33 protein-coding genes and 1 pseudogene are annotated in these 25,679 nt (G+C 35.3%); 22 read left to right on the top strand and 12 right to left on the bottom strand.

Going from position 1 to position 25,679, the window contains the following annotated elements; genetic code table 11:
* Positions 1 to 33 precede the first annotated feature (33 nt).
* Positions 34 to 315, top strand: coding sequence for a hypothetical protein (locus ACMX9J_RS09770; RefSeq protein WP_025749994.1), 282 nt, complete (start codon positions 34 to 36; stop codon positions 313 to 315).
* A gap of 196 nt (positions 316 to 511) precedes the next feature.
* The gene (locus ACMX9J_RS09765; RefSeq protein ID WP_416225743.1) at positions 512 to 1,003 is read left to right on the top strand and encodes a hypothetical protein; all 492 of its coding nucleotides are present in this window, start codon (positions 512 to 514) and stop codon (positions 1,001 to 1,003) included.
* 79 nt (positions 1,004 to 1,082) lie between these two features.
* Here the strand turns inward: ACMX9J_RS09765 and ACMX9J_RS09760 are convergent, their stop codons facing one another.
* Positions 1,083 to 1,313, bottom strand: a complete 231-nt coding sequence (locus ACMX9J_RS09760) for a hypothetical protein (RefSeq protein WP_047750077.1) — start codon at positions 1,311 to 1,313, stop codon at positions 1,083 to 1,085.
* Positions 1,314 to 1,582: 269 nt separating this feature from the next.
* Between ACMX9J_RS09760 and ACMX9J_RS09755 the strand changes: the two genes are divergently transcribed.
* On the top strand, positions 1,583 to 2,101 hold the full coding sequence (locus tag ACMX9J_RS09755) for a YfiT family bacillithiol transferase (protein WP_047750078.1): 519 nt from the start codon (positions 1,583 to 1,585) through the stop codon (positions 2,099 to 2,101).
* A gap of 204 nt (positions 2,102 to 2,305) precedes the next feature.
* On the opposite strand, the gene ACMX9J_RS09750 is transcribed toward ACMX9J_RS09755, so the two are convergent.
* Both ACMX9J_RS09750 and ACMX9J_RS09745 read right to left on the bottom strand, forming a co-directional pair.
* Positions 2,306 to 2,776: a hypothetical protein gene (locus ACMX9J_RS09750; protein WP_416225742.1), complete on the bottom strand. Its 471-nt coding sequence runs from the start codon at positions 2,774 to 2,776 to the stop codon at positions 2,306 to 2,308.
* Positions 2,777 to 2,780: 4 nt separating this feature from the next.
* Complete coding sequence (locus ACMX9J_RS09745; protein ID WP_047750081.1) at positions 2,781 to 3,569, bottom strand: hypothetical protein; 789 nt, start codon at positions 3,567 to 3,569, stop codon at positions 2,781 to 2,783.
* A 264-nt stretch (positions 3,570 to 3,833) separates the two neighbouring features.
* On the opposite strand from ACMX9J_RS09745, the pseudogene ACMX9J_RS09740 reads away from it, so the two are divergent.
* Positions 3,834 to 3,935, top strand: a pseudogene (locus tag ACMX9J_RS09740) (esterase); the annotation flags it as partial.
* Between the two features lie 221 nt (positions 3,936 to 4,156).
* On the opposite strand, the gene ACMX9J_RS09735 reads toward ACMX9J_RS09740, so the two are convergent.
* On the bottom strand, positions 4,157 to 4,315 hold the full coding sequence (locus tag ACMX9J_RS09735) for a hypothetical protein (RefSeq protein WP_165636196.1): 159 nt from the start codon (positions 4,313 to 4,315) through the stop codon (positions 4,157 to 4,159).
* An 83-nt stretch (positions 4,316 to 4,398) separates the two neighbouring features.
* Positions 4,399 to 4,608, bottom strand: coding sequence for an alpha/beta-type small acid-soluble spore protein (locus tag ACMX9J_RS09730; protein WP_047750082.1), 210 nt, complete (start codon positions 4,606 to 4,608; stop codon positions 4,399 to 4,401).
* Positions 4,609 to 5,094: 486 nt separating this feature from the next.
* On the opposite strand from ACMX9J_RS09730, the gene ACMX9J_RS09725 reads away from it, so the two are divergent.
* From ACMX9J_RS09725 to ACMX9J_RS09680, 10 genes are all read left to right on the top strand, one after another.
* Positions 5,095 to 5,301, top strand: a complete 207-nt coding sequence (locus tag ACMX9J_RS09725) for a hypothetical protein (protein ID WP_028414907.1) — start codon at positions 5,095 to 5,097, stop codon at positions 5,299 to 5,301.
* A 133-nt stretch (positions 5,302 to 5,434) separates the two neighbouring features.
* Positions 5,435 to 5,617, top strand: a complete 183-nt coding sequence (locus ACMX9J_RS09720; RefSeq protein WP_047750083.1) for a hypothetical protein — start codon at positions 5,435 to 5,437, stop codon at positions 5,615 to 5,617.
* A gap of 216 nt (positions 5,618 to 5,833) precedes the next feature.
* The gene (locus ACMX9J_RS09715; protein WP_047750084.1) at positions 5,834 to 6,577 is read left to right on the top strand and encodes an HAD family hydrolase; all 744 of its coding nucleotides are present in this window, start codon (positions 5,834 to 5,836) and stop codon (positions 6,575 to 6,577) included.
* A gap of 125 nt (positions 6,578 to 6,702) precedes the next feature.
* Positions 6,703 to 6,891, top strand: a complete 189-nt coding sequence (locus ACMX9J_RS09710; protein WP_028414904.1) for a hypothetical protein — start codon at positions 6,703 to 6,705, stop codon at positions 6,889 to 6,891.
* A gap of 182 nt (positions 6,892 to 7,073) precedes the next feature.
* Positions 7,074 to 7,412, top strand: coding sequence for a CotD family spore coat protein (locus tag ACMX9J_RS09705; protein WP_409405477.1), 339 nt, complete (start codon positions 7,074 to 7,076; stop codon positions 7,410 to 7,412).
* 201 nt (positions 7,413 to 7,613) lie between these two features.
* The gene (locus tag ACMX9J_RS09700; protein ID WP_016766356.1) at positions 7,614 to 7,721 is read left to right on the top strand and encodes a YjcZ family sporulation protein; all 108 of its coding nucleotides are present in this window, start codon (positions 7,614 to 7,616) and stop codon (positions 7,719 to 7,721) included.
* Between the two features lie 285 nt (positions 7,722 to 8,006).
* Positions 8,007 to 8,159: a YjcZ family sporulation protein gene (locus ACMX9J_RS09695; protein WP_013058439.1), complete on the top strand. Its 153-nt coding sequence runs from the start codon at positions 8,007 to 8,009 to the stop codon at positions 8,157 to 8,159.
* Positions 8,160 to 8,350: 191 nt separating this feature from the next.
* On the top strand, positions 8,351 to 8,764 hold the full coding sequence (locus tag ACMX9J_RS09690; RefSeq protein WP_033580018.1) for a helix-turn-helix domain-containing protein: 414 nt from the start codon (positions 8,351 to 8,353) through the stop codon (positions 8,762 to 8,764).
* Between the two features lie 1,051 nt (positions 8,765 to 9,815).
* On the top strand, positions 9,816 to 11,174 hold the full coding sequence (locus tag ACMX9J_RS09685) for an SLC45 family MFS transporter (protein ID WP_047750085.1): 1,359 nt from the start codon (positions 9,816 to 9,818) through the stop codon (positions 11,172 to 11,174).
* A gap of 166 nt (positions 11,175 to 11,340) precedes the next feature.
* Positions 11,341 to 11,898, top strand: a complete 558-nt coding sequence (locus ACMX9J_RS09680; RefSeq protein WP_047750087.1) for a sugar O-acetyltransferase — start codon at positions 11,341 to 11,343, stop codon at positions 11,896 to 11,898.
* A gap of 306 nt (positions 11,899 to 12,204) precedes the next feature.
* Here the strand turns inward: ACMX9J_RS09680 and ACMX9J_RS09675 are convergent, their stop codons facing one another.
* Positions 12,205 to 12,753: a TetR/AcrR family transcriptional regulator gene (locus ACMX9J_RS09675; protein ID WP_028414900.1), complete on the bottom strand. Its 549-nt coding sequence runs from the start codon at positions 12,751 to 12,753 to the stop codon at positions 12,205 to 12,207.
* 216 nt (positions 12,754 to 12,969) lie between these two features.
* On the opposite strand from ACMX9J_RS09675, the gene ACMX9J_RS09670 reads away from it, so the two are divergent.
* Together ACMX9J_RS09670 and ACMX9J_RS09665 are read left to right on the top strand one after the other, a co-directional pair.
* A complete protein-coding gene (locus tag ACMX9J_RS09670; protein ID WP_047750089.1) occupies positions 12,970 to 13,833 on the top strand; it encodes an aldo/keto reductase family protein in 864 nt (287 codons plus the stop codon).
* Positions 13,834 to 13,911: 78 nt separating this feature from the next.
* Positions 13,912 to 14,322 (top strand): cupin domain-containing protein, encoded by a 411-nt coding sequence (locus ACMX9J_RS09665; protein WP_047751802.1) that lies wholly within the window; start codon positions 13,912 to 13,914, stop codon positions 14,320 to 14,322.
* A gap of 112 nt (positions 14,323 to 14,434) precedes the next feature.
* On the opposite strand, the gene ACMX9J_RS09660 is transcribed toward ACMX9J_RS09665, so the two are convergent.
* The 3 genes from ACMX9J_RS09660 to ACMX9J_RS09650 all read right to left on the bottom strand — a co-directional run bounded on the left by ACMX9J_RS09660 (position 14,435) and on the right by ACMX9J_RS09650 (position 17,121).
* A complete protein-coding gene (locus ACMX9J_RS09660; RefSeq protein WP_416225741.1) occupies positions 14,435 to 15,142 on the bottom strand; it encodes an SDR family oxidoreductase in 708 nt (235 codons plus the stop codon).
* Between the two features lie 131 nt (positions 15,143 to 15,273).
* Positions 15,274 to 16,443: an MFS transporter gene (locus ACMX9J_RS09655; RefSeq protein ID WP_047750092.1), complete on the bottom strand. Its 1,170-nt coding sequence runs from the start codon at positions 16,441 to 16,443 to the stop codon at positions 15,274 to 15,276.
* A gap of 81 nt (positions 16,444 to 16,524) precedes the next feature.
* The gene (locus ACMX9J_RS09650) at positions 16,525 to 17,121 is read right to left on the bottom strand and encodes a cyclophilin-like fold protein (protein ID WP_416225740.1); all 597 of its coding nucleotides are present in this window, start codon (positions 17,119 to 17,121) and stop codon (positions 16,525 to 16,527) included.
* Positions 17,122 to 17,212: 91 nt separating this feature from the next.
* Between ACMX9J_RS09650 and ACMX9J_RS09645 the strand changes: the two genes are divergently transcribed.
* Positions 17,213 to 18,115: a LysR family transcriptional regulator gene (locus ACMX9J_RS09645; protein WP_416225844.1), complete on the top strand. Its 903-nt coding sequence runs from the start codon at positions 17,213 to 17,215 to the stop codon at positions 18,113 to 18,115.
* Positions 18,116 to 18,644: 529 nt separating this feature from the next.
* On the opposite strand, the gene ACMX9J_RS09640 is transcribed toward ACMX9J_RS09645, so the two are convergent.
* The 3 genes from ACMX9J_RS09640 to ACMX9J_RS09630 all read right to left on the bottom strand — a co-directional run bounded on the left by ACMX9J_RS09640 (position 18,645) and on the right by ACMX9J_RS09630 (position 20,006).
* Positions 18,645 to 18,920 (bottom strand): hypothetical protein, encoded by a 276-nt coding sequence (locus ACMX9J_RS09640; protein ID WP_140451129.1) that lies wholly within the window; start codon positions 18,918 to 18,920, stop codon positions 18,645 to 18,647.
* Between the two features lie 49 nt (positions 18,921 to 18,969).
* Complete coding sequence (locus ACMX9J_RS09635) at positions 18,970 to 19,128, bottom strand: hypothetical protein (RefSeq protein ID WP_416225739.1); 159 nt, start codon at positions 19,126 to 19,128, stop codon at positions 18,970 to 18,972.
* Positions 19,129 to 19,241: 113 nt separating this feature from the next.
* Positions 19,242 to 20,006 carry a hypothetical protein gene (locus ACMX9J_RS09630; protein WP_416225738.1) on the bottom strand — a complete coding sequence of 255 codons (765 nt, stop codon included), beginning with the start codon at positions 20,004 to 20,006 and terminating at the stop codon, positions 19,242 to 19,244.
* Positions 20,007 to 20,516: 510 nt separating this feature from the next.
* Here ACMX9J_RS09630 and mreC point away from each other — a divergent pair.
* From mreC to ACMX9J_RS09605, 5 genes are all read left to right on the top strand, one after another.
* Complete coding sequence (gene mreC / locus ACMX9J_RS09625) at positions 20,517 to 21,308, top strand: rod shape-determining protein MreC (RefSeq protein WP_051137134.1); 792 nt, start codon at positions 20,517 to 20,519, stop codon at positions 21,306 to 21,308.
* 181 nt (positions 21,309 to 21,489) lie between these two features.
* A complete protein-coding gene (locus ACMX9J_RS09620; RefSeq protein ID WP_028414892.1) occupies positions 21,490 to 22,185 on the top strand; it encodes a response regulator transcription factor in 696 nt (231 codons plus the stop codon).
* 261 nt (positions 22,186 to 22,446) lie between these two features.
* Positions 22,447 to 23,130: a response regulator transcription factor gene (locus ACMX9J_RS09615; RefSeq protein WP_028414891.1), complete on the top strand. Its 684-nt coding sequence runs from the start codon at positions 22,447 to 22,449 to the stop codon at positions 23,128 to 23,130.
* Positions 23,131 to 24,549, top strand: a complete 1,419-nt coding sequence (locus tag ACMX9J_RS09610; RefSeq protein ID WP_034267464.1) for a HAMP domain-containing sensor histidine kinase — start codon at positions 23,131 to 23,133, stop codon at positions 24,547 to 24,549.
* A 140-nt stretch (positions 24,550 to 24,689) separates the two neighbouring features.
* Positions 24,690 to 25,358: a phosphatase PAP2 family protein gene (locus ACMX9J_RS09605; protein WP_034267461.1), complete on the top strand. Its 669-nt coding sequence runs from the start codon at positions 24,690 to 24,692 to the stop codon at positions 25,356 to 25,358.
* The last annotated feature ends 321 nt before the right edge of the window (positions 25,359 to 25,679 follow it).

The raw sequence follows: 25,679 nt of genomic DNA, 5'->3' as shown, positions 1-25,679 counted from the left end.
TATTTATTAGAAATGTTTGGGGTGTATCCTGTTTTGGAAATGAACTTTTTTTGGTTAGCGTTAGGATTAGCTGCCCTTGGTTATTTTATAGGCGATGGTTTAAAAAATTTTAGTAAACCTCAAAGGAAATCAAAATATCCTTATTTGATTAAAGAAAAAGATCTGCACTATCACTTTCATTTGAGTAAGGGTGAAATTGAAGAACTGTTAACTAAATATCCTGGAGCTCCAAAAATAGAGCTGAAAGGGACTACATATTATCCGTATCATCAATTCGTTGACTGGCTGTCGTCTAATGAAATTTATAAGGTGTAAAGGAGGAGAAGCATTTAGTCTTTAAAGGCTAGATGCTTCTTTTTTTGAAGATTGGATTCTAATGCCATCGTCACTAGAAATAAACGTATGTCATCGTTAGCCAGGTTATCTTTGCCTGGAATCGTTGTGGTATATTACATAACCTTTCAATTTTAGGTAATAATATTTTGGAAAATATAGTTTGAGGAGACAATTCATGCGTAAGTATAAAAGAAAATTGATCATTTCTTTAAGCGTGCTAATCTTTCCATGGTTAACCGCGCCTTTTATAGGAACAAAATCATTTGTCCGTTTTTTGCCTGTAGCTACTTTCGCTAACTTATTCATCATTGTGTTTACCGTCATTGCCAATCAGAAAAAATGGTTTAGAAATAACAATCCTTTATTTCCTAAAGCACCTATAGATTTTACTTATATTTTAGGTCCGCACTTAATAGGAACACTTTGGATATTTAAGCTAACGTACGGCTCTTTTCTAAAATACATACTTGCCAATACGGTGTTAGACTGGTTTAATATTTTCCCTTTTGGCGGTGCTTTGAAAAAAGTGGGCATATTTAAAATGAAAAAGATGTCGCCAAGCATGTACTGGGGGATGACTACGGTTTTAGCCGTTGTTTTATATGGATATCAGTACATCGTGGAAAAAGTAATTGGGCAAACCAATGATTCTCAGTCAAGATTATAAGCGCTTAAAGCAACTATCCAAAAAAGATCTTCTAATAGCTGAAGGTCTTTTGTTATTTCTGTGGGGAGCTATGACGTATTTATTTAACTTTTTTTATTTTCCATAATAAGGTTGCAAGGAAGGCACTAAAAAAGCCAATAGCAATTAAACAAAAACCAATTTGATACAAAATGAAATTCCAGCTGTCTGCAAAAGAAAAAAGTGTAATTATTCCTGATTCTATAATATCAACGATAATAAATAATGAAAGGGTAATAAAATATATTAAAAAGAACTTTTTGTAGAAATAGCTTTTATAATCACTGCTCATTTTACTCACCTCAACTTAATTTTACGGCAAGTTTTTCTATATGTTTATTGTTTTTATTAAAAACGGCCTAATTTAGGGGGAAAATTATCATGAATTATAGCAAAGCCAGGTCTTTGTACTGCGTAGAAGGTACATGAGGGTAACTGAAAGTACACACCATATTTATAAATTATAATTTTTCACCTATATTTAATTCTGAATATTTGAATTTATTTATATTTAAAATTGATATAATAGATATTAACAAAATTAGAAAGGGAGGAAGAAGTATGTTTAATCAATATCCCATTGGAAAATTTACCGTGAAGAAAAATATTCAAAAAGAAGATATTCAAGGTTGGATTCATGACATTGGAGATGCACCAAAGCAATTAGCTTATGCTGTAGAAGGGCTGACAAACGAGCAGTTAGCTACGCCTTATCGAGAAGGCGGTTGGAAATTAAGTCAAGTTGTCCATCATTTAGCTGACTCACATATGAATGCTTATACTCGTTTTAAATTAGGCTTAACAGAGCAAGCACCTACTATTAAGGCCTATGATGAAGTAGCTTGGTCGAATCTGCCTGATAATGATTTACCGATAGAAGTTTCTCTTCAACTTTTTTCAGCTTTACATAAGCGTCTGCATAAAGTTTTAAACTCACTTGATGAAAAAGATTTGAAGAAAATGATCCACCATCCTGAAAATGGGGAAGTGACGATTGAGCAATTAATAGCCACTTACGCTTGGCATGGAAAGCATCATATTGCTCATATTACCACATTAAGAAATCAAAGAGGATGGTAGAATGGCATTTAACGTATGTTAGAACCAAAAAAGCTCTTTTTAAGAGCTTTTTTGGTTCTAATAAATGAAATTATGCTAATTAAAGAGTATACAGCTTGAAAACAGGAAAACTCCCTCAATCCGTCAAGGAAGTTATCTCTAATCCTGAATAGTAATTCATTCATCCTGCATCTCGCTATTATATTGTACGGTGATGACTTATTTTTATAAGCCATCAGATCTGACTTTCGAAACACCTAAGGCAAGGTTTTTCCACAAAGTTTGTTCAACCATTTCGGCATCCACGGTACGACAATCCACAATGAGTATGACTTCTGAATGTTTGCCACGCAGAAGTCGTTGATTTTTCCTGATTACTTTAAATATAAATAGTTTAATTCCCAATCCTAAGCTAAATCCGATAAAAGCACTAATAATTCCCCAATAAATAGGGCCCCAGCTTAGTTTAAAGCCAATGCTTGCACCAATGACGGAAAAGGCTGTGGCTAAAGCCATTCCTAAATCAATAAGAGAAACTCCATCTGCTCGATGAAGGCTATCAAAAATCCGGCGATTTTCTGTTCGATTATTAAGAGGAACAATAAATATATCTTCTTTCTTTACCCCTTTTCTCTCTAGCTCCGAAACAGCTAACTCTATGTAACTGGAGTATTCAAATGTAGAAAAGACCTGCATGTTTTCACTCCACCTTTTTTCCTTTCACAATACAGAAGTTTGGATGTTGATACGTTTTCTCGAAGAAGTTTTTTTGCTCTCTTTCCACAAGTTTATTGTTCTCAACAGTATTCATGTAGGAATCAAAGGTAGCAAAACCATATAGGGAAGGGAAAAATAACAGCCATTCTTTATTTAAAGCGGAAGTAGCCTGTTTTATTTCTCCTAAAAATAGCAGAGAAATCCCTTCAAGTAGATGGGAATAATAAAAGAAAATGACTGCCCAAATGATAACAAAGAAAGCACCAATGATCCGATGAATATAGAGTTGTCCTAGACCTGGCATCAATAAGGACCAGGCAACGGACAAGATGGGATTCCGTTTATCTAAATAGTTTATTTCCATGGCTCCTATACTAAACGAGTTGAACCGATGATTTTCTCTTTCAGCTAACACGTATATTTTATTTAAATCAACGGTTGTTCGGTAACTATCCCATATAGCAAAAATATAAACGGGAATATAAATAAGAAGCCATCTTGTATTAAGCACGTCTTTGGCCATATCGATGTTTCCTTGAAAAGAATAAATCATTGCTAAATTTACATGAGATTTAAGGTTTATGACGACCTCCCATATAAATAACACAAAGCCGCGAAGATATTTAGACAGTAGTAGGTGTCCAAATCCAGGAAAAGCTGCTGACCACCAAGCAACAATATAGGGGTTTCTTAAATGAATTTGAGTCGTTCCAAATATACTAACATGAGCAATATAGCGTCTTGCAGTATTGTCATTTTTATAATTATTCATATACGATCTCCTATGGTTTGGAAGGAAATATACTTTTTATACCTATCATTCATATTTAATATGGTCTTGTTTACTTATTTTATGCAATCCATTGATATACACTTAATCTTTGTCAAAATAGAGAATTCGTTGATAAGAAAAAGCTCTTTATTTTTCGATAGAGAGCTTTTTACATGTTGTTTCTAACAATTGGTATTACGTTAATAAAGAGGTGGTTAGATGCTTCACGGCGTCTTGATTGGTTTGTTCAAGATATAGAAATATATTCAGCTTTATGACATTGGACATATTGGGTTGCTTTCAAATAGTCAGGTTAACGCGTACATAAAAGAAGGGCTGAATGGCGAGGGACAAAATACAAACTAATTATTTTTCAGGTGGACAAGGCAGGCTTGCCTTTTATATATTGGGGATTAGACCGTTTGCCTTTGTGTTTCACCAGTATAGACCTGATGAAACACACCCGAAGTCACAGTATTTCCCCCGTCGAAATAGAGTAGACTGCTAAAAGTACCTCGGTTAATTGAGGTACTTTTATAGGTTCTTATATAAAGAGTCCGTGATTAAAAACTGCTTAAAGTGTTTTTTTAATCGCGCATTGCGCCTGCTTCTCGAGAAGTCATTGCACCTTGTCCTTCATTTATGTCTCTTTGGATTTCTTGTTTTACTTTTTGAGCATTTGTTGCAGAAGCTGCTGATTTTTCAGTAAAGCCCGCATTTTCTTTAGCCGGTTGATTTTGCTGCATATAATCTCTCCTTCCTTTTTTATTCGTACAAAAAGGAAGAATGGAAATCCATTCTTCCTTCAGCCATCAATTATAAAGTTGTCTTAGAAGCGTCCGCCGCCAAGTTGTTGCTGAGCTAATTGAACAAGACGTTTTGTGATTTCGCCGCCTACTGATCCGTTTGCACGTGCAGTTGTATCAGCACCAAGGTTTACACCAAATTCGCTAGCGATTTCATATTTCATTTGATCGATTGCTTGTTCAGCACCGTATACTAATAATTCGTTGTTGTTGCTGCTTTTGTTGTTTGCCATGTTGTGTCACCTCCTTGTTTTCCTTAAGTTTCCTAGAGGCCAAGAAGTATATACATGGTAATTTGTGGATGTTTAGACCTTATCATTTAATGATACTAAAGAGTAGAAACAAGTTACGCTGTGAAAAGTGGAATTACATGTTTCATTTCCTTGTGAAGAAAACTATACGCTTGCCATGTGTAGGAGAAAGAATGACAGTTCATTTGTCATTCTTTTTTCATGTTCATGAGTATACTAATTGAATGACAAAGGACTAACTAAAAATAATTGCTTTTTATAGCTATTTTAAGAAGTGTGTTTAGTTATTCTGCCTCTGTAAATTCAGTTTTGACGTTTTAGTTTCCCCATTTCGTAAAACAATTAAGCATGTTGTACATATCTTTTAGCAACAAGTATCTAATTAATTCTGGGGAAATAAAAATATAACTTAACCTTCCACTTATTTTATCTTCAAATTTTCAAACAATAGGGCTAGGAGGTGTTTTTATGCCAAAGAAAGACTTTAAAGACGTTGATAATTCAGGAATTGCAGAAAGAGTTGATTATAACAACTATAAAAATAAAGATAGCAATAATGACCCTACGCTTAACCGTATTGTCGAAGAAGACGGACGTGCTCTTGACCCAAGGGAATCCTTAGAAAATTTCTTTACTGACCTTGAAGGCGAAGAGCCACAAGAAATTACAACGTAATAAAAAAAGTCAAAAATGGCGGATCTTTTTTAGCGAAAAGACCTATGAAACGTAGCTATTTTTATTAGAGGATCTGCTGTAAACGAGTTAACATGATTTAAAAAAATGGGGGCTATTAATAGAGGTGAAGTTAATGTCGGACACAGAAACTGAACGAACAACGTATATGTATGATCCTTTCACTATACAAGGTCTTGAAATGAATATACCTAAAGAAAACGAAGGCAGCCAACCGCTAATAAATCGTTCAGGACTGAGTACCTCTACGTTCAAAACAAATATGAATAGAGAACATTTTGAACGTTATATTTATTAGCAGGAATATTCTGCAGCGTTTTATCTTATAAAAAGATCCTTCTATTTTATATGTTAGAAGGATCTTTCCACTAAATATTCTCATTTCAGCGTAGTAATCAATTGCTTGTGCCTAAGGTATTGGAAAATTCACCTTGGTTTTAGGCGTGGATAGGTAAAGCGGTTAGTATTTATATATATATTGTCTGTACATCCATTGTAGAAAGGATTTCACGAAATGCAGAAGCAAACCTTACTTTTTAATTTAGACGATACGCTTGTTCACTGTAATAAATATTTTAGAGACACCATAAATGCTTTTGTGGCTCAATTGCAGGAATGGTTTGAGAATCTGACTAAGGAAGAAATAAAACAAAAGCAGTTAGAGATAGATTTAAAAAGTATCGAAAAGTATGGCCTTCACTCTTCCCGTTTTCCAGAATCATTAGTAGCTACTTATTTATTTTTTAGTGAACAAAATCATCAAGATATTCATGAAGATAGAGTCGAAAGAGTCAAAAAAATTGGTCAAAGTGTATTTGAAGTACCGGTAGAGCCTTTGCCAAATATGTATGAAGTATTAGATAAGCTTAAAGAACAAGGACATGATCTCTACTTACACACAGGTGGAGACGAGGAAAATCAAGGTAGAAAAATTGTTCAGCTAGAGCTAGCTAAATACTTTGAAAAAAGGGTATTTATTTCTGAACAAAAAGATACACCTGCATTAAAAGAAATACTAAACCAAATTAAGTACGATCCAAAAAAGACTTGGATGATTGGCAATTCATTAAAAACCGATATAAGACCGGCAGTAGAGGTTGGAATACATGCGATTCATGTACCTTCTGAACTGGAGTGGAGCTATAATCAAGTTGAAATTGATATTGCGCCAAAAGGTAAAATGATAACCGTTCATTCACTGCTGGAAGTTCCAGAAATCATTCAAAAGCACGCTCAAGAAACGGTTGTGTCCACCTAAGGTCATATATAAACAAAATATACAAAAACAGCTAACCGTTGATTAAACCTTACCTAACAGTAGCCAGATAAAGCTCTTATGTTTTTTCTAATCAACTCACATACTATACAGAGGAGGTGACTGATATGGGAGGTCAATCCAAAGAATCAGAAAAAATGATATGTGAAGATCATAATTCTCCAGTTGATGAAAGAAGCTACGATTTATACGAAGCGACGCGTAATTCACTTTTACGTAATGAATTAGACGATAAAAACAAAACCATTTTAAATAATATTGATAACGGAGCGATGGATGTTAATCTTGAGGAATAATGGGCATTAAAAAACCTTTTATTTCTTAGTATCATAGCTATGTTACTAAGGATACACATTTTTCTCTTAGTAAAAAAGACCCTAACTATTTAGGGTCTTTTTTAGGTATTTGTCCAAACATTCTATGGTTGTTTCACATACAGTAATAGGAGTCTACTAACAGAAAGGAGAAGATTTTTCATATGAGAAACAACTATCCTTATCAGCACTCTAATTACGGTGGTTATCACGGGGCTATGTATCCTCAGCAAGGTAACTGCGGTTATCCTCAAGCTAAACCTTGTGGTCAATTGCCTCCTCAAACCATGCCTGCTCAGTATGACCCAGTTAAACAAAATACATCTTTTACTGGTCAAGATGTGTTTGTGCCAATGGTGCATCCGAGTCATACTACAAATGTTTATCAAAAAAATTATAAATATATGCACTCATTCCCGCATACAGAATCCGTTGTATGTCAGGAAACGCATCAACATTTTTGTGCTCCAAGCTGTCCTCCTAGACCTCGTCCGTGGTGCTGATAGCCAAAAAAGCTCCTTCATTTTAACAATGAAGGGTTTTTACTATGTGAAACTTAGGATGTTATTTAGCTATCGTTAAACAAAATAGCCCATTTTAGACCAAAATCCAATCGATATGAGCTGTGTCTACATATAATACCTTAACCCATGTAAGTTTAAAGTTTTTTCCTTTAGTTAAATATCACGAAAGGAAGTGTTTATATGTCTAGTTATGGTGGAGCTGGTTCTGGTTTTGCTTTATTAGTTGTTCTGTTTATTCTTCTTGTCATTATTGGATGCAGCTGTTACGGCCGCGGATTTGGCTATTAATAAGAATAAAAAAGTCTTTCTCTAATTAGAGAAAGACTTTTTTATTCTAGGTTGTGCAGGGAGTGCTTTTATACGCAATAGAACTGATTGGGCGGAATTCAAACAATCTATTGCAGAGGGTGTACAACTCATATATGGGATCTGAGGATGCTTCATTGTATGTAAAAGAAACTAAAAGGTTATTGTTTTTTTTATAGTGGTATAAAACGTAGTCTATCCACTTCGTGGAGCACATTTCGTTTTTTATCATATGCTAAATGTATGAAGAAGAAGGAGGTGGAGTTTATGTTCTTTGGCGGTTATGGCGGAGGTTGTGGCTATGGTTATGGCGGCGGCTGCGGTTACGGCGGTGGCAGTGGTTTTGCTTTAATTATCGTGCTGTTTATCTTATTAATCATTATTGGCTGTGCTTGTTGGGGAGGATTTGGCGGTTGCTAATTATTAGCCTGCCTTTATCTCTAACTTAAAAAAGTTAGCTTTATGCTAGCTTTTTTTCTGTGTTGAATTTGTACATGTCCAGTGATTACGCTTTATATTTGCCGCGTTAACCAATGGTTTACAGCTTGTTACTAAGCGTTTATGGAATTTTTTACATATTTATTGTAAGCTAAGCCTTAGAGGTGATGAGAGTGAATTTAGGGGAACAGCTGCAGAAGTTAAGGGAAGAAAAAAAGATGTCCAGGGAAGACCTAGCTGGGGAAATGAATGTATCTAGACAAGCCGTCTATAAGTGGGAAAATAATAAAGGGTATCCGGATATTGAGAACCTTATTAAGTTAAGTGAGCTTTATAATGTGACGCTGGATGAATTGATTAAGGGAGATCAGAAGTTTCAAAAGAAAATTGCAATAGATGAAGAGGAAGAGGAGCCAGCTACTCCAGGGTTCGTCATAGGGATTATCATTGTATTTATAGGAATATTTTTTGACTTAGGTAAATTTTCATTCTGTATTTCGATACTAGGGTTTGCAATTATGCTTTTTTATAACGAATTAAAACAAACGTTTTGGAATATAAAAAAAGATTTTAAGGAAGAAAGGTAAGTGGACAGGCTTTAAGGAACCTTAAAGCCTGTTTTTGTACTTGTAGTCATACAAACATTAACATTGGCTATTATTTTCTTTTAGAGGGTTTATTAAATATGAGTAATATAGATAAAGATGTTAGTAGTAAGGAAACGAACGGTTTTTCACAAAATTTCGTAGTCTAATTCACAGTTTCGTCTGTAAACGAATGGTTTACGGGCGATTACCATACGTTTTCGACTCTATGGTTTTTTTGTATGATTTAGGTTTTTATGTTAAGTTATGGGTATCCTCTAATTGTTTTAGAAAGGAGTATTGGATGTTAGTTAAAGCACTAATTACAGCAATCATTGGAGGCATTCTGTTTCCATTGTTCTTCAAGCTATTTACCCGAAAATCCTTAGATAAAAAGACTACTAGCCCTGTCAGTCAAGGATTTTTCTTCGCGGTTATCTTCTTTATAATCCTTATGGTTACAAAAACCTTCAGTTAAAGTTATATTACAGACAATCTCTGTTCTATTATGGATTGCTCCAGAAGGAAATTAAGTGAATTAAAGGAACTCAAACCCAAGGAATACGTATATTCTTTGGGTTTTTTATAAGATTTCAAGAGTAAAGCCTCCTTTGACTTAGAAATATTAAAGTGATGATAATGAGTATGTACGCATAGTGTCACGAGATTCGAAGGTCTTTAAATATTTAAAAAATAATTTGTGCAAACGATTGCATTAAATTATTAGTTTAGTATATAATGTTCAAATAAAAGTATTCTAATGTTTTTAATAATTAGATTTTATGAAACTTTTAAGAAGGTATAAGCGATAGTCAGCAGCTTACGGATGAGCCGATAGTGAAAATTCTTACATACTCAAACAGCATTTTTAGACAGGACTATTAGTTATGCCGTATTCCTGAGGTAATCTAGCAAAATAGAAAACAGCCAGCCAAAGACACTAACATTTTACAGTATTCATCGTTGTTTTGAAAACGTTCACAACGAATGTCGTAGCACTTTACATCAGAACATCTATCTTTTGCGGCTGTTAATTGAATCATAGGAGGCAGTTATGTTAGAAGAAAGAATCGTTGAAACCAGTGAAAAAAGCGTTCAGCCAAACTTACCTTATCTACCGATCAGTACCATATGGTTAATTAGTTTTGGATTTTTAGGTGTACAAATGGCATTCTCATTACAGAGTTCAAATATGGGACGCATATTTCAAACAATCGGTGCTGATCCAACTACATTAGGCTTTTTCTTTATTTTACCGCCGTTGGCCGGTTTAGTGGTTCAGCCCTTAGTTGGTTATTTTTCAGATCGTACCTGGATGCCAAGGCTTGGCCGTCGTATCCCCTATCTACTGATTGGCGCAATTGTAGCCGTAATTGTTATGTGTTTGCTGCCAAACGCCGGCAGTTTTGGTTTTAGTGCGGTGGCTGCTATGACTTTTGGCGCCATCACTATTTTGTTTATGGACGTATCATCAAATGTAGCCATGCAGCCATTTAAGATGATGGTTGGAGACATGGTCAATGAAGAGCAAAAAGGTTTTGCCTATTCTATTCAAAGTTTTCTATCAAACAGCGGTGCTGTGCTAGCCTGTATTTTCCCTTTTGTTTTAACGGTATTAGGCGTATCAAATAGTGCACCAAAAGGGGTAGTACCACAATCAGTTGTTATTTCATTTTATGTTGGAGCCGTTGTGTTAATTATTTGTAGTTTATTTACAATACTTAAAGTAAAAGAATATTCACCTGCAGAATTTGCAGCATACCATGGTATTCCAGATGAAGCTACAAAAGAAAATGTAAACGTTTTTAAACTGCTTCGCAACGCTCCAAAGGTTTTTTGGACGGTCACACTTGTTCAATTTTTCTGCTGGATGGGCTTTCAATACTTATGGACATACGGTACAGGTGCAGTCGCTGAAAACGTTTGGTATACGAATCAGCCGTCTAGCTCAGGCTATCAAGCAGCTGGCAACTGGTTCGGCATTTTATCAGCTGTACAGTCGATTGCCGCAGTCATTTGGTCACTAGTTTTGTCACGCGTAGCCAACAACAAACGTAAGCCAGCGTATGCTTTTAGTTTACTGCTAGGCGGTATTGGTTTTGGATCTGTCTTTTTTATTCACAATCAATGGATGCTGATTGCTTCATTTATTTTAATTGGTATCGCTTGGGCTGCTATGATGACGTTTCCGTTCACGATGCTTACCAACGCCCTGTCAGGAAAGAATATGGGAACATATCTAGGGTTATTTAACGGAAGTATTTGTTTGCCGCAAATTATAGCTTCTTGCTTGAGTTTTGCTTTGTTCCCAATAATCGGATCTTCTATGCCGGGCATGATTTTAATCTCAGGTATTTTACTTGCTACGGGAGCAGCGTCTGTTTCAATTATTAAAGAAACATATACAAACTAATTAGTAACTGTACATGGTACAAAAGCAGCGTGGTTTCTTAGCTTTTTTGTGTTCGAGCTATTGACCGGAATCTATAAACATCTTATTTTTGTATTGACTATCATGATAAAATGTAAACGAATTCAATCTAGTGGGAAATTTGATAACAAGAATGGAGAATGAATCAATGAAAACTGAAAAAGAAAAAATGGTGGATGGCGAGCTGTATTTTCCAGCAGACCAAGAATTAGTAAAGGACCGGGAAGATGCAAGAAGGCTTGTTCGTTCGTTTAACGGTACAGATGAGACGAATTATGAAAAGCGTACGGAGTTACTAAAAGAACTATTTGGTTCAACAGGAGAACGCATTTACCTTGAATCCAACTTTCGATGTGACTACGGATACAATATTCACGTAGGAGAAAATTTTTATGCGAACTTTGACTGCACACTTTTAGATGGGGGACGAATTACAATAGGGAAGAACTGCATGATGGCACCGGGCGTACATATTTATACGAATACTCATCCTGTGAATGCAGAACAGCGAATTACAGAAGTTGAATATACCAAGCCCGTCACGATTGGAGATAATGTATGGATTGGGGGACGAGCTGTCATCAATCCAGGCGTTACAATTGGACATAATGCTGTAGTCGCTTCCGGAGCTGTTGTGATAAAAGATGTTCCAGATAATGTAGTAGTGGGAGGGAACCCCGCAAAAATTATAAAAAAGTTGGATTAATTTTTACTAGCTAAACATTGTTTATAAATTAACTAAAAAATAAAGAGTTATTCCCGATAGAAATGAATCTTTCTGTAAAAATCAATATCTGTTTTTAAAAAAACAAAATGTTCGAGCAGCACTAAACCTATGGATACTCAGCAGGTTTAGTGCTGTTCTTTTATGTTGAGATTATCACTTTATTTGACTGCAAGTCATAGCATCTCTAACTCAGATTTCTAAAAAGATCTTATAATAAGGATGTTTTCTACCATTTTTACACTGCGCGGGAATTTTCATTTATGTGTACGTGTAAAACGGGTTAAATTATTCTAAATTCCGATCTAACAATATGCCAGTTTGCTCGGCTATTACATCGGTTGGAACGTGCATCCCGTTTTTAAACCACCATTCTACTGTCCCTACAACGGCCGAGGCAAAGAACTGAATAACAACCTCTTTACGCAACCCTTTGTTTTCTCCTTCAGTTGTATCAACTTCAGGACCATACTCTTGGATGACTAACTCGAGAAAACGGCTGCGGAAATAATGAGCGCCTTTACTTTCTAACATGGTTGAAAAGAAGAGATGGTGACGCTCAAAATATTCAAACCAAACATAATTTCCTTCTTGGAACGTCATATCAGCAGCCGAATGACATAGTTCTTCGAGGTTGTTCATATGTTCTTCAATCATCTTATCTAATAAATCATATTTATCCATATAGTGAAGATAAATCGTGCCTCGGTTAACATTTGCTTTGTCGGCAATATCCTGAATGGTAATGTCATCAAATCGTTTTTGGGTCATTAATTCAGTCACTGCGTTTTTTATAGCCTCTTGGCTTTTGAGTATTCTTCTATCCACTTTCGCCATTTTAAAAACCTCACTTTTTTTAAAAGATATTCAACAATACCTCTTCATTTGTTGAGTAATCAACGAATCGCCTTCAATTAACGATTGAAAGGATTTTATTTGCTTTTATAATTATAGACAGATGTTGATTAATCAATCAATGTTGATTTACTTTTAACAGGCAGATAGATACTTTTAAAGTATAGAAAAATAAACAATTCAAAGGAGATAAAAAACATGTTTAACGAAACGTATAAATTATCAAACGGTGTAGAAATTCCACTATTAGGTCTTGGTACGTGGCTGCTTGATGACGAACAGGCAGCTCAGGCAGTGCGCGATGCGGTATCTAGCGGGTATCGCCATATTGATACGGCACAAGCTTATATGAATGAAGCTGGCATAGGCGAAGGAATCCGTTCATGCGGTGTTGCAAGAGAAGAACTCTTTATTACAACAAAGGTTGCAGCAGAAGCAAAAACTTATGAGGAAGTTACGAATTCCATTGATGAGTCTTTAACAAAGTTGGGGCTGGATTACATTGATCTTCTAATTATCCACAGTCCACAGCCTTGGACGGAGTTTAGAGAAGAGAAACGCTACTTCGAAGAAAACAAAGAGGCATGGAAAGCAATGGAGGATGCTTATAAGGCAGGGAAGGTAAAGGCAATCGGCCTTTCTAACTTCCTTCAGGATGATATAGAGAATATTCTTTCTAGCTGTGAAATCAAGCCTATGGTCAATCAAATATTGGCACATGTGAGCAATACGCCTTTGGAGTTAATTGAGTTCTGCCAGAAGAATGGCATCTTGGTAGAAGCATATTCACCAATTGCGCACGGTGCGGCTCTTGATAATAAAGAAGTGAAGGTAATAGCTGATAAATACGGAGTGTCTGTTGCTCAACTTTGCCTGCGCTATGATATTCAGCTTGGTCTTGCAGTCATTCCTAAGACGGCAAATCCAGATCATATGAGAATCAATGCAAAGCTTGACTTTGTGATCAGCGATGCAGATATGGAAATTTTGAAAAATGTCAAACCTATTCAAGATTATGGTGAGCACAGCTACTTCCCGGTATTTGGCGGAAAATTAAAATAAACAGGTGAGCAAGGACTTTTTATAGCAATGAATGAGCCAAGAGATACAATTATGAATGATATTATTGGAGGAATCAAAATGGCAAAACATGAAGAAGTAAAAAATGGCGTTATTTTTCCAGCAGGTGAAAAGAATGAAGCATATGCACAATTTTTTGTTGGACAAAGCTATCTTCAAACCTTAATCGCAGATCCTAAAGTGAACGTTGGAGTTGGAAATGTAACCTTTGAACCTGGATGCCGCAATAACTGGCATATTCATCGTGATGGATTTCAGCTTCTATTAGTAACGGGTGGCGAAGGTTGGTACCAAGAAGAAGGAAAACCTGCACAATTCTTAAAAGCTGGAGATGTTATTGTGACGCATGATGGTGTCAAACATTGGCATGGTGCTGCAAAAGACAGCTGGTTTGAACACATTGCCATCACTGCCGGTACGCCGGAATGGTTAGAACCAGTAACGGATGAGGAATATAATAGCATAAAATAATAGATCGTATGTATCTTAGAAGCAAAAACCCTACGGATTATTCCTAATAATCCGTAGGGTTTTTATTATAAATTCAAGATGTCATAGGAAATAGCCTTAACGCTATAAAAGTTCACCAATCGATTTGTTTTCCGTCTTTAAAAAAGAATCCGGAAGGTCCTTCGGGTCCAATCGTTGCTAACCAAAGAATAGAACGAGCAGCTTGCTGCGGCGTTCTTGGAGCTGATGGTCCACCCATATCTGAGCTTACCCATCCTGGATCGACCGCGTTAATTTTGATATCTTTGGTGCTTTCCGCAGCTATTAATTGCGTTAAGCCATTTAGAATAAGCTTGGATAACTTATAAGCGCCCACTCCTGAAGAAGACATTTCACTCATTGCTCCATATTCGGAGGAAACATTAATAATTCTTCCGTAGGCTTGCTGTTCCATAAGAGGCATAAAGGAACGGATTACGTGGTAAGCACCGAAGAAATTCGTTTCTAGCGTTTTTTCTAGAACAGAAGGGTCCAAGTTCACTAATTTTTGATTTTTATCTAAATATATGCCCGCGTTATTAATTAACACATCTAATCGTCCATATTGTTCACTTACTGTAGCTGCAGCTTGGCGGATACTGGCTTCACTGCTTATATCCATCACTACAAACGAAACATCAAGATGAGAGTCTTTAAGTTTTTGCACGGCTTTATGTCCGGTTTCTGAATTTCGGCTCGTCAAAATGACCTTAAAACCTTTCATCGCCAATTGTCTCACTAGTTCATAGCCAATACCCCGATTTCCGCCGGTGACGAGTGCAAGTTTAGTGTGTTTTTCCATTTCAAGTCCTCCATTTTTTATTTATTAATTCTGTAAGTATTGACTAGAATAGAATTCAGCTTTTCATAGATGTAATAAAAGAAAACAAAGGGATCCTACTAGGGATCCCGAAAGAAAGTTGCGTTGATGTCTTATTTTGAAAGTTGACTTACAGGACGTTTCATATAACTTCTTGGTAAAATAAATACTACGCTCAATCCTAATGACAAGATGCCCACTAGTACAACGTATTGTATACCCATTCCTGATATAAACAGTCCACCTACGGCTGTACCAATGGTTGTTCCTAAGTTAACGGATGCTAAAAATAGTCCGTTTGCGAAATCAGGAGCTTCTGGAGCTGCGGAGGAAATCCAATATTGATTAATATTCGTTCCTATACCAGCAAATATTCCCCAAACTAAAGTCATGATAGCCATAGGCCAAGTAAACTGTCCGATGAAAAATAAAATGATGTAAACGATTCCCAATGCGAAAGGGAAAACGACTACAGTTTTAATGGCATTTTTCGTAAGTAATTTCCCTGCGATAATGTTTCCGATAATATTTGCCACACCGTACAGAACCAGCATGAAACTAATTAATTGTCCAGAGAGGTTCGTAACGCTTTTAAGATACTCAGCAAGATAGCTATATACCCCAAATACTGCTGAATTCAGTAAAAGGACGGCAATAATAGAAAGCCAAGTAACAGGTTTTTTTAATACGCTGAGCTGTGCTCCGTATGAAAGTCTTTCTTTAACAGGCATTGAAGGGAAGAATGCCCACGTAGCAATAAATACTATCGCATTAATAACAGCAAAAAACGTCATTGATAGTTGAAACGAGACTGTACTTGCAAGAAAACTTGCGATCGGCACACCAAGTACCATACCTGCAGATACGCCAATAAAGACTTTTGAAACAGCTTTTGGAGCCTCTTCCTTGCTAACTGAGTTCGCTGCCATTGTAAAAGCTGCTGAAAAATAAATTGGATGAAAAATAGCTGGAATCACACGCGCAATGATGGCAATAGCAAAATTAGAAGTAAAGATAGAGATAATGTTACCTAAAATGAAAATACCAAGTACAAGCAGCATTGCCTTCTTACGATTGACTCCCGAAAATAATAACGGCATCGTTGGACCGGATATTGACACGGTAAGCGCAAAGAGACTCACCAGCCATCCTGCCTTTGATACACTGATATGAAAGTGATCCGCAATGTAGGGTAATATCCCTATAACGCCCATTTCGGTATTGATAATACCGAAAGCTCCTAAAGTTAAGACAAATATAAGTAGTTTAGTTTGTTTAGACATAAAATAAAGATCCTTCTTTCTAAAAAATGTTGTGTTCTCGTGGCTGTAAAGCGGGTTGTTTAAAGGTGTATTGTCATGTTTTTACTTAGTCACTTTTTCAATTCTACCTGTAAAATCACCATCAACATTTTCAACATTTTCTTTTCCTGATTCAATTTGACCTAGTATGATAAGGTCGTTTGTAGCATCTTCAAGACCTTTGTAAAAAATAGCTACATTTCCCCAAGGAGCGTAATAAGCAAAGTCTCCTTTTTTGGATAGGTCTCCGGCTTGTACATCATCTATAGATAATCTTTTTTGTAAAATACTAACTTTCTCTTTACCTATATAATCTTCAAACGTTACGGTTAAAGGCAGTTGAGCTAGAAAATCCTTACTTGCTGGGTTATCGTACATCCTAACAAACACTTCTTTGTTGTTGAACGTTAACTTTATTCTTGTATTTGAAATACTATCTTCTTCTGTTTGTTCTGGTACTCGGTTTAAATGCTTACTGGCATTATGGTCGGTTGCAGAAGAATGATTGTTGCCGCAAGCAGTGAGTGCAGCGCTTATTACTAAGATAGAAGGCAGATGTAACATTTTTTTCATCTTAAGATCCTTTCCACATTGAATTATTAAAGATGTTGCTGGTGTGACATGAACTTCTTTGTTGTTTATTCTAACGGCTTCTTCCAAATATAGAAAATACTTATATCTTATATCATGATATGTTTGATAAGCATTTCTGGAGTGTATATACTAAAGCTTATGAAAGGAGGAGAGGGATATAGAAATTCGAGTTTTGCGGTATTTTCTTACGGTTGCAAGAGAAGGAAACATCACGAAGGCCGCTGATGTTTTGCATGTGACACAGCCAACACTGTCTAGACAATTAAAAGATCTTGAACAAGAGTTGGGCAAAAAATTATTTATTCGCAGCAGTCACAGTATCATTTTGACAGATGAAGGAATGCTTCTGCGAAACAGGGCAGAGGAAATTGTTAATATGGTCGATAAATTAGAGGCGGAGTTTAGTTCCATGGAAGAAACAATAGGTGGTGATATCTATATAGGGGGCGGGGAGACAGAAGCAATGAAACATATTGCACGAGTCGCAAAAGATGTGCAGTTACGTTATCCAAATATACGATATCACCTCTACAGCGGAAACGAAGAAGATATAACGGAACGGCTTGACAAGGGGCTGCTTGACTTTGGCATTTTAATTCAACCGGCTGATATTTCAAAATACAATTATCTTAATATCCCTGCCAAAGATGTTTGGGGCGTTGTGATGAGAAGAGACAGTTCTCTTGCCCTCAAAGAAAGCATTCAAGCTGCGGATTTATTAAACGCTCCACTAATCTGTTCACGACAGGCCATGAAGCAGACATTTTCAAAAAATGAATTTTCGGATTGGTTTGGCGAAGACTTTCATAAATTAAACATCGTTACTACATACAATCTTGCATATAATGCTGCCATTATGGTTGAAGAAGGCATTGGGTATGCCATAACACTTGATAAAATAGTCAATACGTCTACTAATAGCAACCTTTGTTTCAGGCCGTTACAGCCAAGACTTGAATCCGGTTTAAATATTGTGTGGAAAAAGCATCATGTTCTTTCAGCTGCAGCTGATGCGTTTTTAAAAGAACTGCAGGGGGAATTTTCACAAACTCTAAACTGACAGCGCATCGGTCTAGTTCAAACAAATGGAGTAAAAAGACTTATCTATACGGTATGGTAGATAAGTCTTTTTACTGCGGGTATGGAGGTGATGTTAAGAGCCTTAGGATGTTTTATTAGGATGTATTAACTGCCATTCGCCAGGGTTAGTGTCATCTGGGGATAAACCGTTAATAATATCAAGATAATGATTAGCTTTTTCGTCCATATATTTTACAGTTCTTTTAGCTTCCTTTACGGAGAGCGATTGAAGATAAAAGAGACGTACCTAAAAATAGCAGGCTTGAACGAGTAAGCGATGATTAGAGACCGGTTAACTTTCATAGATCTTAATGGAATATAGATGTATAAAAGCGTAGCCTGTCACGAATTCACGCTTTTATAGTGAGAGCTTAAAACGTAGACTTCATTTTTCAAAGAAGAAATTTTTAAAAAGATAAGTGAGACGAACATTTCACCAATTTTTCACTATTAGATGCTAGTATAAATATCAGTAATGCAATACAACATTTTCTATAGAACTCCCCTATTTAGGCTGACCTTTTAAGGTGAGCTTTTTTTGTGTCTGCAATTAATATGCTCCATAGAATATGGAAAAAAGTAAATATAGGCACTCCAATAAAAGCGATAAAAGCTGAAGCAATAAGAGAAGCAATCCAATAAAACTTCCATTTGCTAAAGAATTGGTAAACTAATGTAAGTATAACCGGGATAACTGCAAAATCAACGGAATTAAAACGATGAGTAAAGACCAATAATTGATGAGGGTAGCTCCATACGCCAAAGAACTTTCCGAGTTCATCCACAGTACCAACTAAAACAAAGCTAATGAAAAAAATACTAAGAGAATGAATATTATTCGTTGTCGGTCAATGAGGAGATAAAAAACGAATAGAAAAGCGTACTTAAAATGATAATTAGCCACCATTGAGCACTAAATAAATCATGATGAAGCCAGTAATCGTATTGTTTATCATTAACACGCTGGGTAAGAACTTCTAACTGATTAACCATAAACACCACCTCCTTACGAGTATGTGCGAAAAAGAGGTGGTTCATGCAATTAGTCACTTCGTTAGATTTTTTCTTTTTATGGGTTTTGTAATGTATTAAATAAAAAAGGAAATCTACAGCGCTTGTTCTGAGCTTACGTTATTTTGTTTAAATGTCGTATGAATCATAAAGGCAATAAGAATGGAGGCTAGGACTAGAGAAGAGCCTGCCGTACCTAAGTCTAAACCACCTTTTTCATGTGGCTTTGTCAAAAGATCTCCAAATGTTGCTCCGAAAGGGCGAGTCAAAACGAATGCTACCCAAAATAAAAACACACGAGAAATCTTTGTATAGAAGGTACATATAACAATGAATGCTAGTAAGCTGCCAATTAAAATAGCTCCACCTATATATCCAAGGCCAGACGTATCAGACAAAAAATCTCCTAAAGCTGTACCTAATGTGTTTGAGAAAAGGATGGCAATCCAATAAAGTATTTCAGCCTTGCGGTTTCTAATATAGTTGATATTTAATGAACGCTCGCTAAAATACCAGTATGCAAATATCGACAACAATATAGTGATTAATATCATCGAGCCTTTTGCGTAACCTAATGCCAGTGTACAATCCATAAAATCAGACATAGTTGTGCCAGCTACGCTAGTTGACAGAATAACAGTCCAATAAAGGGCCGGAATATACCTCTTAGAGCTTAGTTGAGCTACAAGTGTAATTAAAAATATGCTAAAAAAGATCAGCGTACTAACTGCATATCCAACTCCTAATGTTTGTGCTAACAAGTCACCTGCGGTTTCACCCAGTGTCGTAGCAGAAATCTTCATAATCCAAAAAACAAGGGTAATTTGTGCAATTTTATTCATTGGCGAAGATGCTTGCATTTTTAATTTTTCTCTCCTTCTTGTGCTAACTGTTTATTCTCTTAAATAAACGGCACACTTGCCTAACGTTTTTCTTAAAGAAATTTTTTAAAAGCTTCATCGCTGCAATTCAAACTGTACAGTCTTTTTCTAAAATCAAAATGAAAAATAAATAAGAATTTAATGAGATTTTTATAAAAAACTTTTTATTAATGTTTTAATTAAATGTTTTATCAACTCTGTTGCACCATGATGTTTTTATAAAAATAAAATATTTATTTTTTATCGGATTCTCATTTTAATTTCATTTAAATTTCATTACACAGTATTAAATTTAAATTATGTGAGCCAAGTTTTTTAAACATAACGTTATGCCTTCAGCTTTTGAAACTAGAAAATAAGTACAATTCATTAAAAGAAGGAGAACGTTGAACAGTTGTTAAGAGGTCAAAGATGATGATACTTAAGAAATTTTTAAGAAACAGCTAGTAAGATTATAAATAGCATGACTATTGGTAGGAAGGTGCCATTTTGATACGTTTTCAAAGAAAGAAGAAAAGACATACATATATTTTGATAGGAGGGATTCTTACTGTAGGAGGACTTATTTTTGTTGGAACCTTGTACAAAGGTAGCTTACTTTCTTTAGACAAGCTTTCTTGGAGTGAACCTCAACAAGTGAGTCAATTATTTTCCACTTACAAAGAAAACTCTATCTTAAAGAATAAGCTAGCCACTGAAAATCAGGAGGAAGCAAATGCTTATAAGTTGGACTATGAAAATAAAGTCTTAAAAAAAATTTTAAAAGCAGAAGATCAGGTGAAAACCTATAATCCTGTAACAGCTACCGTAATTGGCCGCTCAACGAACAACTGGAACAATGAATTAACAATTGATAAAGGAAAGAAGCAGGGGTTAAAAATAGATATGAATGTGCTAGGTACAAATGGAGTTATTGGGAAGGTATCCAAAGTTTTTTCGTCAACCTCTATCGTAGAACTAATTAGCTCAAACCTTAGGACAAATCGTATGGCGGTAATGTTAAAGGATAGGAAAAGCGTGAATGGAACATTAGAAGGCTACGATGATAAAAAAGGTAATTTAATTATTAGAAAAATCCCTAGTGAGGCTGAGGTTAATGTAGGAGATAAAGTTCAAACCTCTCCTATCAGTTCAATCTTTCAAGGGAAATTAGCCTTAGGAAAAGTCATCAAAGTAAAGCCTGATGAATATGGACTAACGCAATTGGCCGTTGTAAAACCCTCATCCAACTTTAATGATATTAGTGAAGTAATTGTTATTAAAGCAAAGAACAATGGGTAGGGAATTTAATATCACATTCTAATAGAAGTCTTTTATCTTATGTTTTTATGTTCAGCACTTAAAATTTTCTATAGTCCACTGAGATGTTGGTTTGTGATAGCTATACACTTCTCTTTATTATTGGAAAGAGCGATCGATATGCAAAGCAAAAATATAGAGATTGAAAAGAGAGGTTATTTAGATGAAAGAAAGTATTTTAATTGTGGAAGATGAAGTAGAAATAGGCAATATATTAAAAATGGAACTTGAACATGAAGGTTACCAAGTGAAAATTAAAAACAATGGAAGAGATGGTCTCGAAATGGCCTTATCAAATATGTTTGATTTAATTTTACTTGACATTATGCTACCGGAAATGAGTGGTATAGAGGTCTTGCGTAAAGTAAGAAAGAGAGAAAATTACGTGCCCATTATTCTTTTGACAGCTCGCAACTCAACTCTAGACAAAATACTGGGGTTAGATCATGGCGCAAACGATTATATAACTAAGCCATTTAAAACTGAAGAATTGCTGGCTCGGATACGTTCTTTACTACGTTATAAGCACCTTGTTATTAGGAATAAGGTAGAAAAAGACTCGTTATTATTAATTGAAGATATGGTTATAAATACTGAATCAAGAGAAGTAACTAGAGCTGGGCAAAAAATCAGCTTAACCCCTAAAGAGTATGATTTATTAATTTACTTAGTCATCCATAAAAATAAGACGGTTACTCGTGAAGGAATCTTACTAAATGTATGGGGATATGAATACGAAGGAGATACAAATATACTTGATGTTTATATAAGTTATTTGAGAAAGAAAATTGAAGAAGGATTTAGTCCCTCACTCATTGAGACTGTTCGAGGTATAGGATACACCATTAAAGAAAGTTAAAGAAACAAGGAAAGCAACTTTATATGATTCATTAAAGAAGATTAAGAAATAAATTCATTTATTCTTAATCTCTTTTTTATTCAAATCTAATTTTTATTTGATAAATTGAAGAAAAGCCTATAAAGAAGAAAGTCATAGAAAACTTATTTCATATTTCTTCTTATTATCTTTCAAAATTGAGGGATATAGTACTAGTACTCATATTCATTTGTAGAAGCAGTTTTTACGTTTTTAATTTTTAGACAAAGGGGAGTACTTTATATGCAAAAGGTACTAATTGTAGAGGATGAAGAAGGATTAGTAGAATTTTTAGAATTAGAACTAAAATATGAAGGATATTTAGTTGACGTAGCTTACGATGGTCGTACTGGTTTAGATAAAGCAACCAAGCAGAAGTACGATATTATATTATTGGATTTAATGATGCCTGGATTAAATGGAATTGAGGTATGCAGAAGACTAAGAACAACTAAGGATACTCCTGTTATTATGCTCACAGCTAAGGATAGTGTCATGGACAGGGTAATGGGGCTTGATAATGGAGCTGACGATTATTTGTCCAAACCATTTGCAATTGAAGAATTATTTGCAAGAATGCGAGTCATTTTTAGACGTCAAGAAAACAACAAGATGCTGGATCAGAAGCTACTATTAACATTTAAAGATATTGAACTTGATTTGGAATCAAGAACAGTGATAAAAGAAAAAAAACTAATTGAACTCACGAATAAAGAATTTGAACTCCTAGCCATTTTTATGCGTAACATTAACAAAGTATTAACGAGAGACATACTTTTAGAGCAAGTGTGGGGGTACGATTCAGTTGTTGAAACGAATGTTGTCGATGTATATGTTAGATATTTAAGAAATAAATTAAGTGCGCAGGACAAAGAGTTATATATTCAAACCATCAGAGGGGTTGGGTACGTGATGCGTGATGTTTAAATGAGAAAGTGGATAAAGGGTATAAAAGATTTGCCTATAAGATGGAAGATAACGTTATGGTCTTCCATGTTTTTATTCTTTCTTTTTCTCTCTTATAACCTCTTTCAATACATTGTGATTGATAACGGTATTTTAAATTATGAGAAGCAAAATGGTATTCATCAATTAAACGAGGTTCTCGCTTTTATTCAATCTGATGATGAACCTTTATCCTTAAAACAAATTGAAAACAGTGAAGGATACTTATCGAAAATTAATGAAAAGAATCAGTTGATTCGTGTTCTTGATAGGAAAGGGAACATTATAACCAGTACCTCAAACAATGTTTCACCAAACTGGCAGCAACCGAAGGCGGTGAAGCACAAAGAGTATAAAGTGATTCGAAACCACGATGAACGTCTACTCGTTCTTCGTTCTCCAATTGTCACCGACAACTTCACTGGAACGGTTGAAATTGTTAGAAATATGGAGATGTCTGATGCTTTTATGGACAAGATTTTTTTATTAATGCTTGCTGCAGGGATAGGCTCACTAATCTTTAGTATTCTAGGTGGAACCATTCTAGCAAAGAAAATACTATCTAACGTTCAAGCGTTAACATTGACGATGAAAAAAATAAAAACAAATGGCCTTGAAGAACGTGTTCCAGTTAATGAAAAAAACGATGAATTTGCTCAATTAGGCAGTTTATTTAATGAGTTGATGGATAGCCTCGAAGACTCTTTTTTACAGCAAAAACAGTTTGTAGAAGATGCTTCACATGAATTAAGAACTCCGTTAGCCATTATCCAAGGACATTTGACATTGTTAAATCGCTGGGGGAAAAATGATGCAGCAGTATTAGATAAGTCCTTGAAATCCAGTCTGAAAGAAGTAGAGCGTTTAACGAATCTTGTGCAAGAATTATTGGAGCTATCCCGAGCTGAAAATAGTCTGATAAATCCTGTAGATGTTGAACCTATTAACGTATTGGCCACTGTTCAACATGTTGTAAGGAATTTTGAAGTACTGTATAACAACTATGAGTTTAAAATAAGACACTCACATGAAAATCTGTACGTGAATATTTCTTCTCGCCATCTAGAACAAATATTAATCATTTTGTTAGATAATGCAGTCAAATATTCTAAGAAGGAAGAGAAAGAGGTAGTTATAGACTGTTCTCTCATCAATGAAAAGGTATCCCTTAAAATAATGGATAAAGGAATTGGAATTCCAGAAGAGGATATACCTTATATTTTAAATAGATTTTACCGAGTGGATAAGGCAAGGAGCCGAAAACAAGGAGGACTTGGCTTAGGACTGGCTATAGCCAAACGATGGATTGAAAAGTACCACGGTACGATTAACATCGAGAGTAAAGAGGGCGAAGGAACAAATGTAACGGCTGTATGGCCTCTGTTTACTAACTCTCTATAAATGTGCATATCAAACAAGCTCTGTATTTTTAATACTCCTAACTTCAAAAGCAAAGAAGCATCAAAATCTAAAAGTAAAAAGACCTTATCACATTTCATCAAAAGTAGCTTGATAAAGCACAGAAAGTAGAGGTATCTAGTATGAAGTTGAAGTTTCAATTTACACTTGCTTTTATATTAAGCTTGTTGTCCCTTATTTGTTTTAGTGGGATGGCTCTTTTAATTAATGGATCAAAAATTGTCGCATTTGATCGGTCTATTATATCGCTAATTCAAGGGTTCGAAACTCCTAGGCTAACGACTATTATGAAATGCTTTACTTTTATTGGCTCTACGCCATCTGTGGCAGTGATTTCTCTCTTTATTTTGTTTTTTCTCTATAAAGTATTAAAACATCGAACGGAGCTTATTTTATTTATCGCGATTATTGTAGGTTCTCCAATCCTCAATGAGTTGCTAAAACTACTTTTTCATCGTGCACGTCCTGATTTCCATCGATTAATCGAAATCAATGGTTATAGCTTTCCAAGTGGGCATGCTATGAGTGCTTTTGCTGTTTACGGCGTCCTTTCATTTTTGCTCTGGCGTCATATTTCTACTCGCTGGGGACGTACACTTTTAATCGTTATTAGCACTACAATGATTCTAGCAATAGGTATTAGTCGTATTTACTTAGGCGTGCATTATCCTAGCGACGTTATTGGAGGCTATTTTGCTAGCGGCTGCTGGCTAGCTATTGCTATCTGGTTCTATCAACGCTATCAGGAGAAGAAGGTTGAGCAAAGAAGATCTACTCAAAGTAAAGAATGAATACGATGATATATCAACGCGGAAATAACCATATACCATATAGGGTAAGGATGCAAGTGACTGGCTTCATAATTAAGTGTGGATTATCAAAAGTACTGATATGAACAGCCAGCATTGATTTATGGACGTTTTTTCAGTAGGGGGAATAAAAAACGAATCTATAAGAACTGCATTTTTTATAAAGGTGATACACCACCTAGGAAATTAAATTTTTGATAGCATTCTACTTAAAACAGTCATAAAATTGACTGTTTTTATTATTAGAAAATGTAAAATAACGGTTACTTTTTTCTTGAACTTATTACAAAAAAATCAAATGAA

Origin of the sequence: Priestia sp. RMT2NF4, from assembly GCF_047872835.1 — a bacterium.
GTDB classification, from domain to species: Bacteria; Bacillota; Bacilli; order Bacillales; family Bacillaceae_H; genus Priestia; species Priestia zanthoxyli.
Note: the sequence above shows the minus strand (reverse complement) of the source record. Positions and strands in the feature narration are given on the sequence as shown.

Coding starts and splice junctions, on each gene's coding strand:
- ACMX9J_RS09765 (WP_416225743.1), top strand. CDS start 512: ATGCGTAAGTATAAAAGAAAATTGATCATTTCTTTAAGCGTGCTAATC.
- ACMX9J_RS09760 (WP_047750077.1), bottom strand. CDS start 1,313: ATGAGCAGTGATTATAAAAGCTATTTCTACAAAAAGTTCTTTTTAATA.
- ACMX9J_RS09755 (WP_047750078.1), top strand. CDS start 1,583: ATGTTTAATCAATATCCCATTGGAAAATTTACCGTGAAGAAAAATATT.
- ACMX9J_RS09750 (WP_416225742.1), bottom strand. CDS start 2,776: ATGCAGGTCTTTTCTACATTTGAATACTCCAGTTACATAGAGTTAGCT.
- ACMX9J_RS09745 (WP_047750081.1), bottom strand. CDS start 3,569: ATGAATAATTATAAAAATGACAATACTGCAAGACGCTATATTGCTCAT.
- ACMX9J_RS09735 (WP_165636196.1), bottom strand. CDS start 4,315: ATGCAGCAAAATCAACCGGCTAAAGAAAATGCGGGCTTTACTGAAAAA.
- ACMX9J_RS09730 (WP_047750082.1), bottom strand. CDS start 4,608: ATGGCAAACAACAAAAGCAGCAACAACAACGAATTATTAGTATACGGT.
- ACMX9J_RS09725 (WP_028414907.1), top strand. CDS start 5,095: ATGCCAAAGAAAGACTTTAAAGACGTTGATAATTCAGGAATTGCAGAA.
- ACMX9J_RS09720 (WP_047750083.1), top strand. CDS start 5,435: ATGTCGGACACAGAAACTGAACGAACAACGTATATGTATGATCCTTTC.
- ACMX9J_RS09715 (WP_047750084.1), top strand. CDS start 5,834: ATGCAGAAGCAAACCTTACTTTTTAATTTAGACGATACGCTTGTTCAC.
- ACMX9J_RS09710 (WP_028414904.1), top strand. CDS start 6,703: ATGGGAGGTCAATCCAAAGAATCAGAAAAAATGATATGTGAAGATCAT.
- ACMX9J_RS09705 (WP_409405477.1), top strand. CDS start 7,074: ATGAGAAACAACTATCCTTATCAGCACTCTAATTACGGTGGTTATCAC.
- ACMX9J_RS09700 (WP_016766356.1), top strand. CDS start 7,614: ATGTCTAGTTATGGTGGAGCTGGTTCTGGTTTTGCTTTATTAGTTGTT.
- ACMX9J_RS09695 (WP_013058439.1), top strand. CDS start 8,007: ATGTTCTTTGGCGGTTATGGCGGAGGTTGTGGCTATGGTTATGGCGGC.
- ACMX9J_RS09685 (WP_047750085.1), top strand. CDS start 9,816: ATGTTAGAAGAAAGAATCGTTGAAACCAGTGAAAAAAGCGTTCAGCCA.
- ACMX9J_RS09680 (WP_047750087.1), top strand. CDS start 11,341: ATGAAAACTGAAAAAGAAAAAATGGTGGATGGCGAGCTGTATTTTCCA.
- ACMX9J_RS09675 (WP_028414900.1), bottom strand. CDS start 12,753: ATGGCGAAAGTGGATAGAAGAATACTCAAAAGCCAAGAGGCTATAAAA.
- ACMX9J_RS09670 (WP_047750089.1), top strand. CDS start 12,970: ATGTTTAACGAAACGTATAAATTATCAAACGGTGTAGAAATTCCACTA.
- ACMX9J_RS09665 (WP_047751802.1), top strand. CDS start 13,912: ATGGCAAAACATGAAGAAGTAAAAAATGGCGTTATTTTTCCAGCAGGT.
- ACMX9J_RS09660 (WP_416225741.1), bottom strand. CDS start 15,142: ATGGAAAAACACACTAAACTTGCACTCGTCACCGGCGGAAATCGGGGT.
- ACMX9J_RS09655 (WP_047750092.1), bottom strand. CDS start 16,443: ATGTCTAAACAAACTAAACTACTTATATTTGTCTTAACTTTAGGAGCT.
- ACMX9J_RS09635 (WP_416225739.1), bottom strand. CDS start 19,128: ATGGTTAATCAGTTAGAAGTTCTTACCCAGCGTGTTAATGATAAACAA.
- ACMX9J_RS09630 (WP_416225738.1), bottom strand. CDS start 20,006: ATGCAAGCATCTTCGCCAATGAATAAAATTGCACAAATTACCCTTGTT.
- ACMX9J_RS09620 (WP_028414892.1), top strand. CDS start 21,490: ATGAAAGAAAGTATTTTAATTGTGGAAGATGAAGTAGAAATAGGCAAT.
- ACMX9J_RS09615 (WP_028414891.1), top strand. CDS start 22,447: ATGCAAAAGGTACTAATTGTAGAGGATGAAGAAGGATTAGTAGAATTT.
- ACMX9J_RS09610 (WP_034267464.1), top strand. CDS start 23,131: ATGAGAAAGTGGATAAAGGGTATAAAAGATTTGCCTATAAGATGGAAG.
- ACMX9J_RS09605 (WP_034267461.1), top strand. CDS start 24,690: ATGAAGTTGAAGTTTCAATTTACACTTGCTTTTATATTAAGCTTGTTG.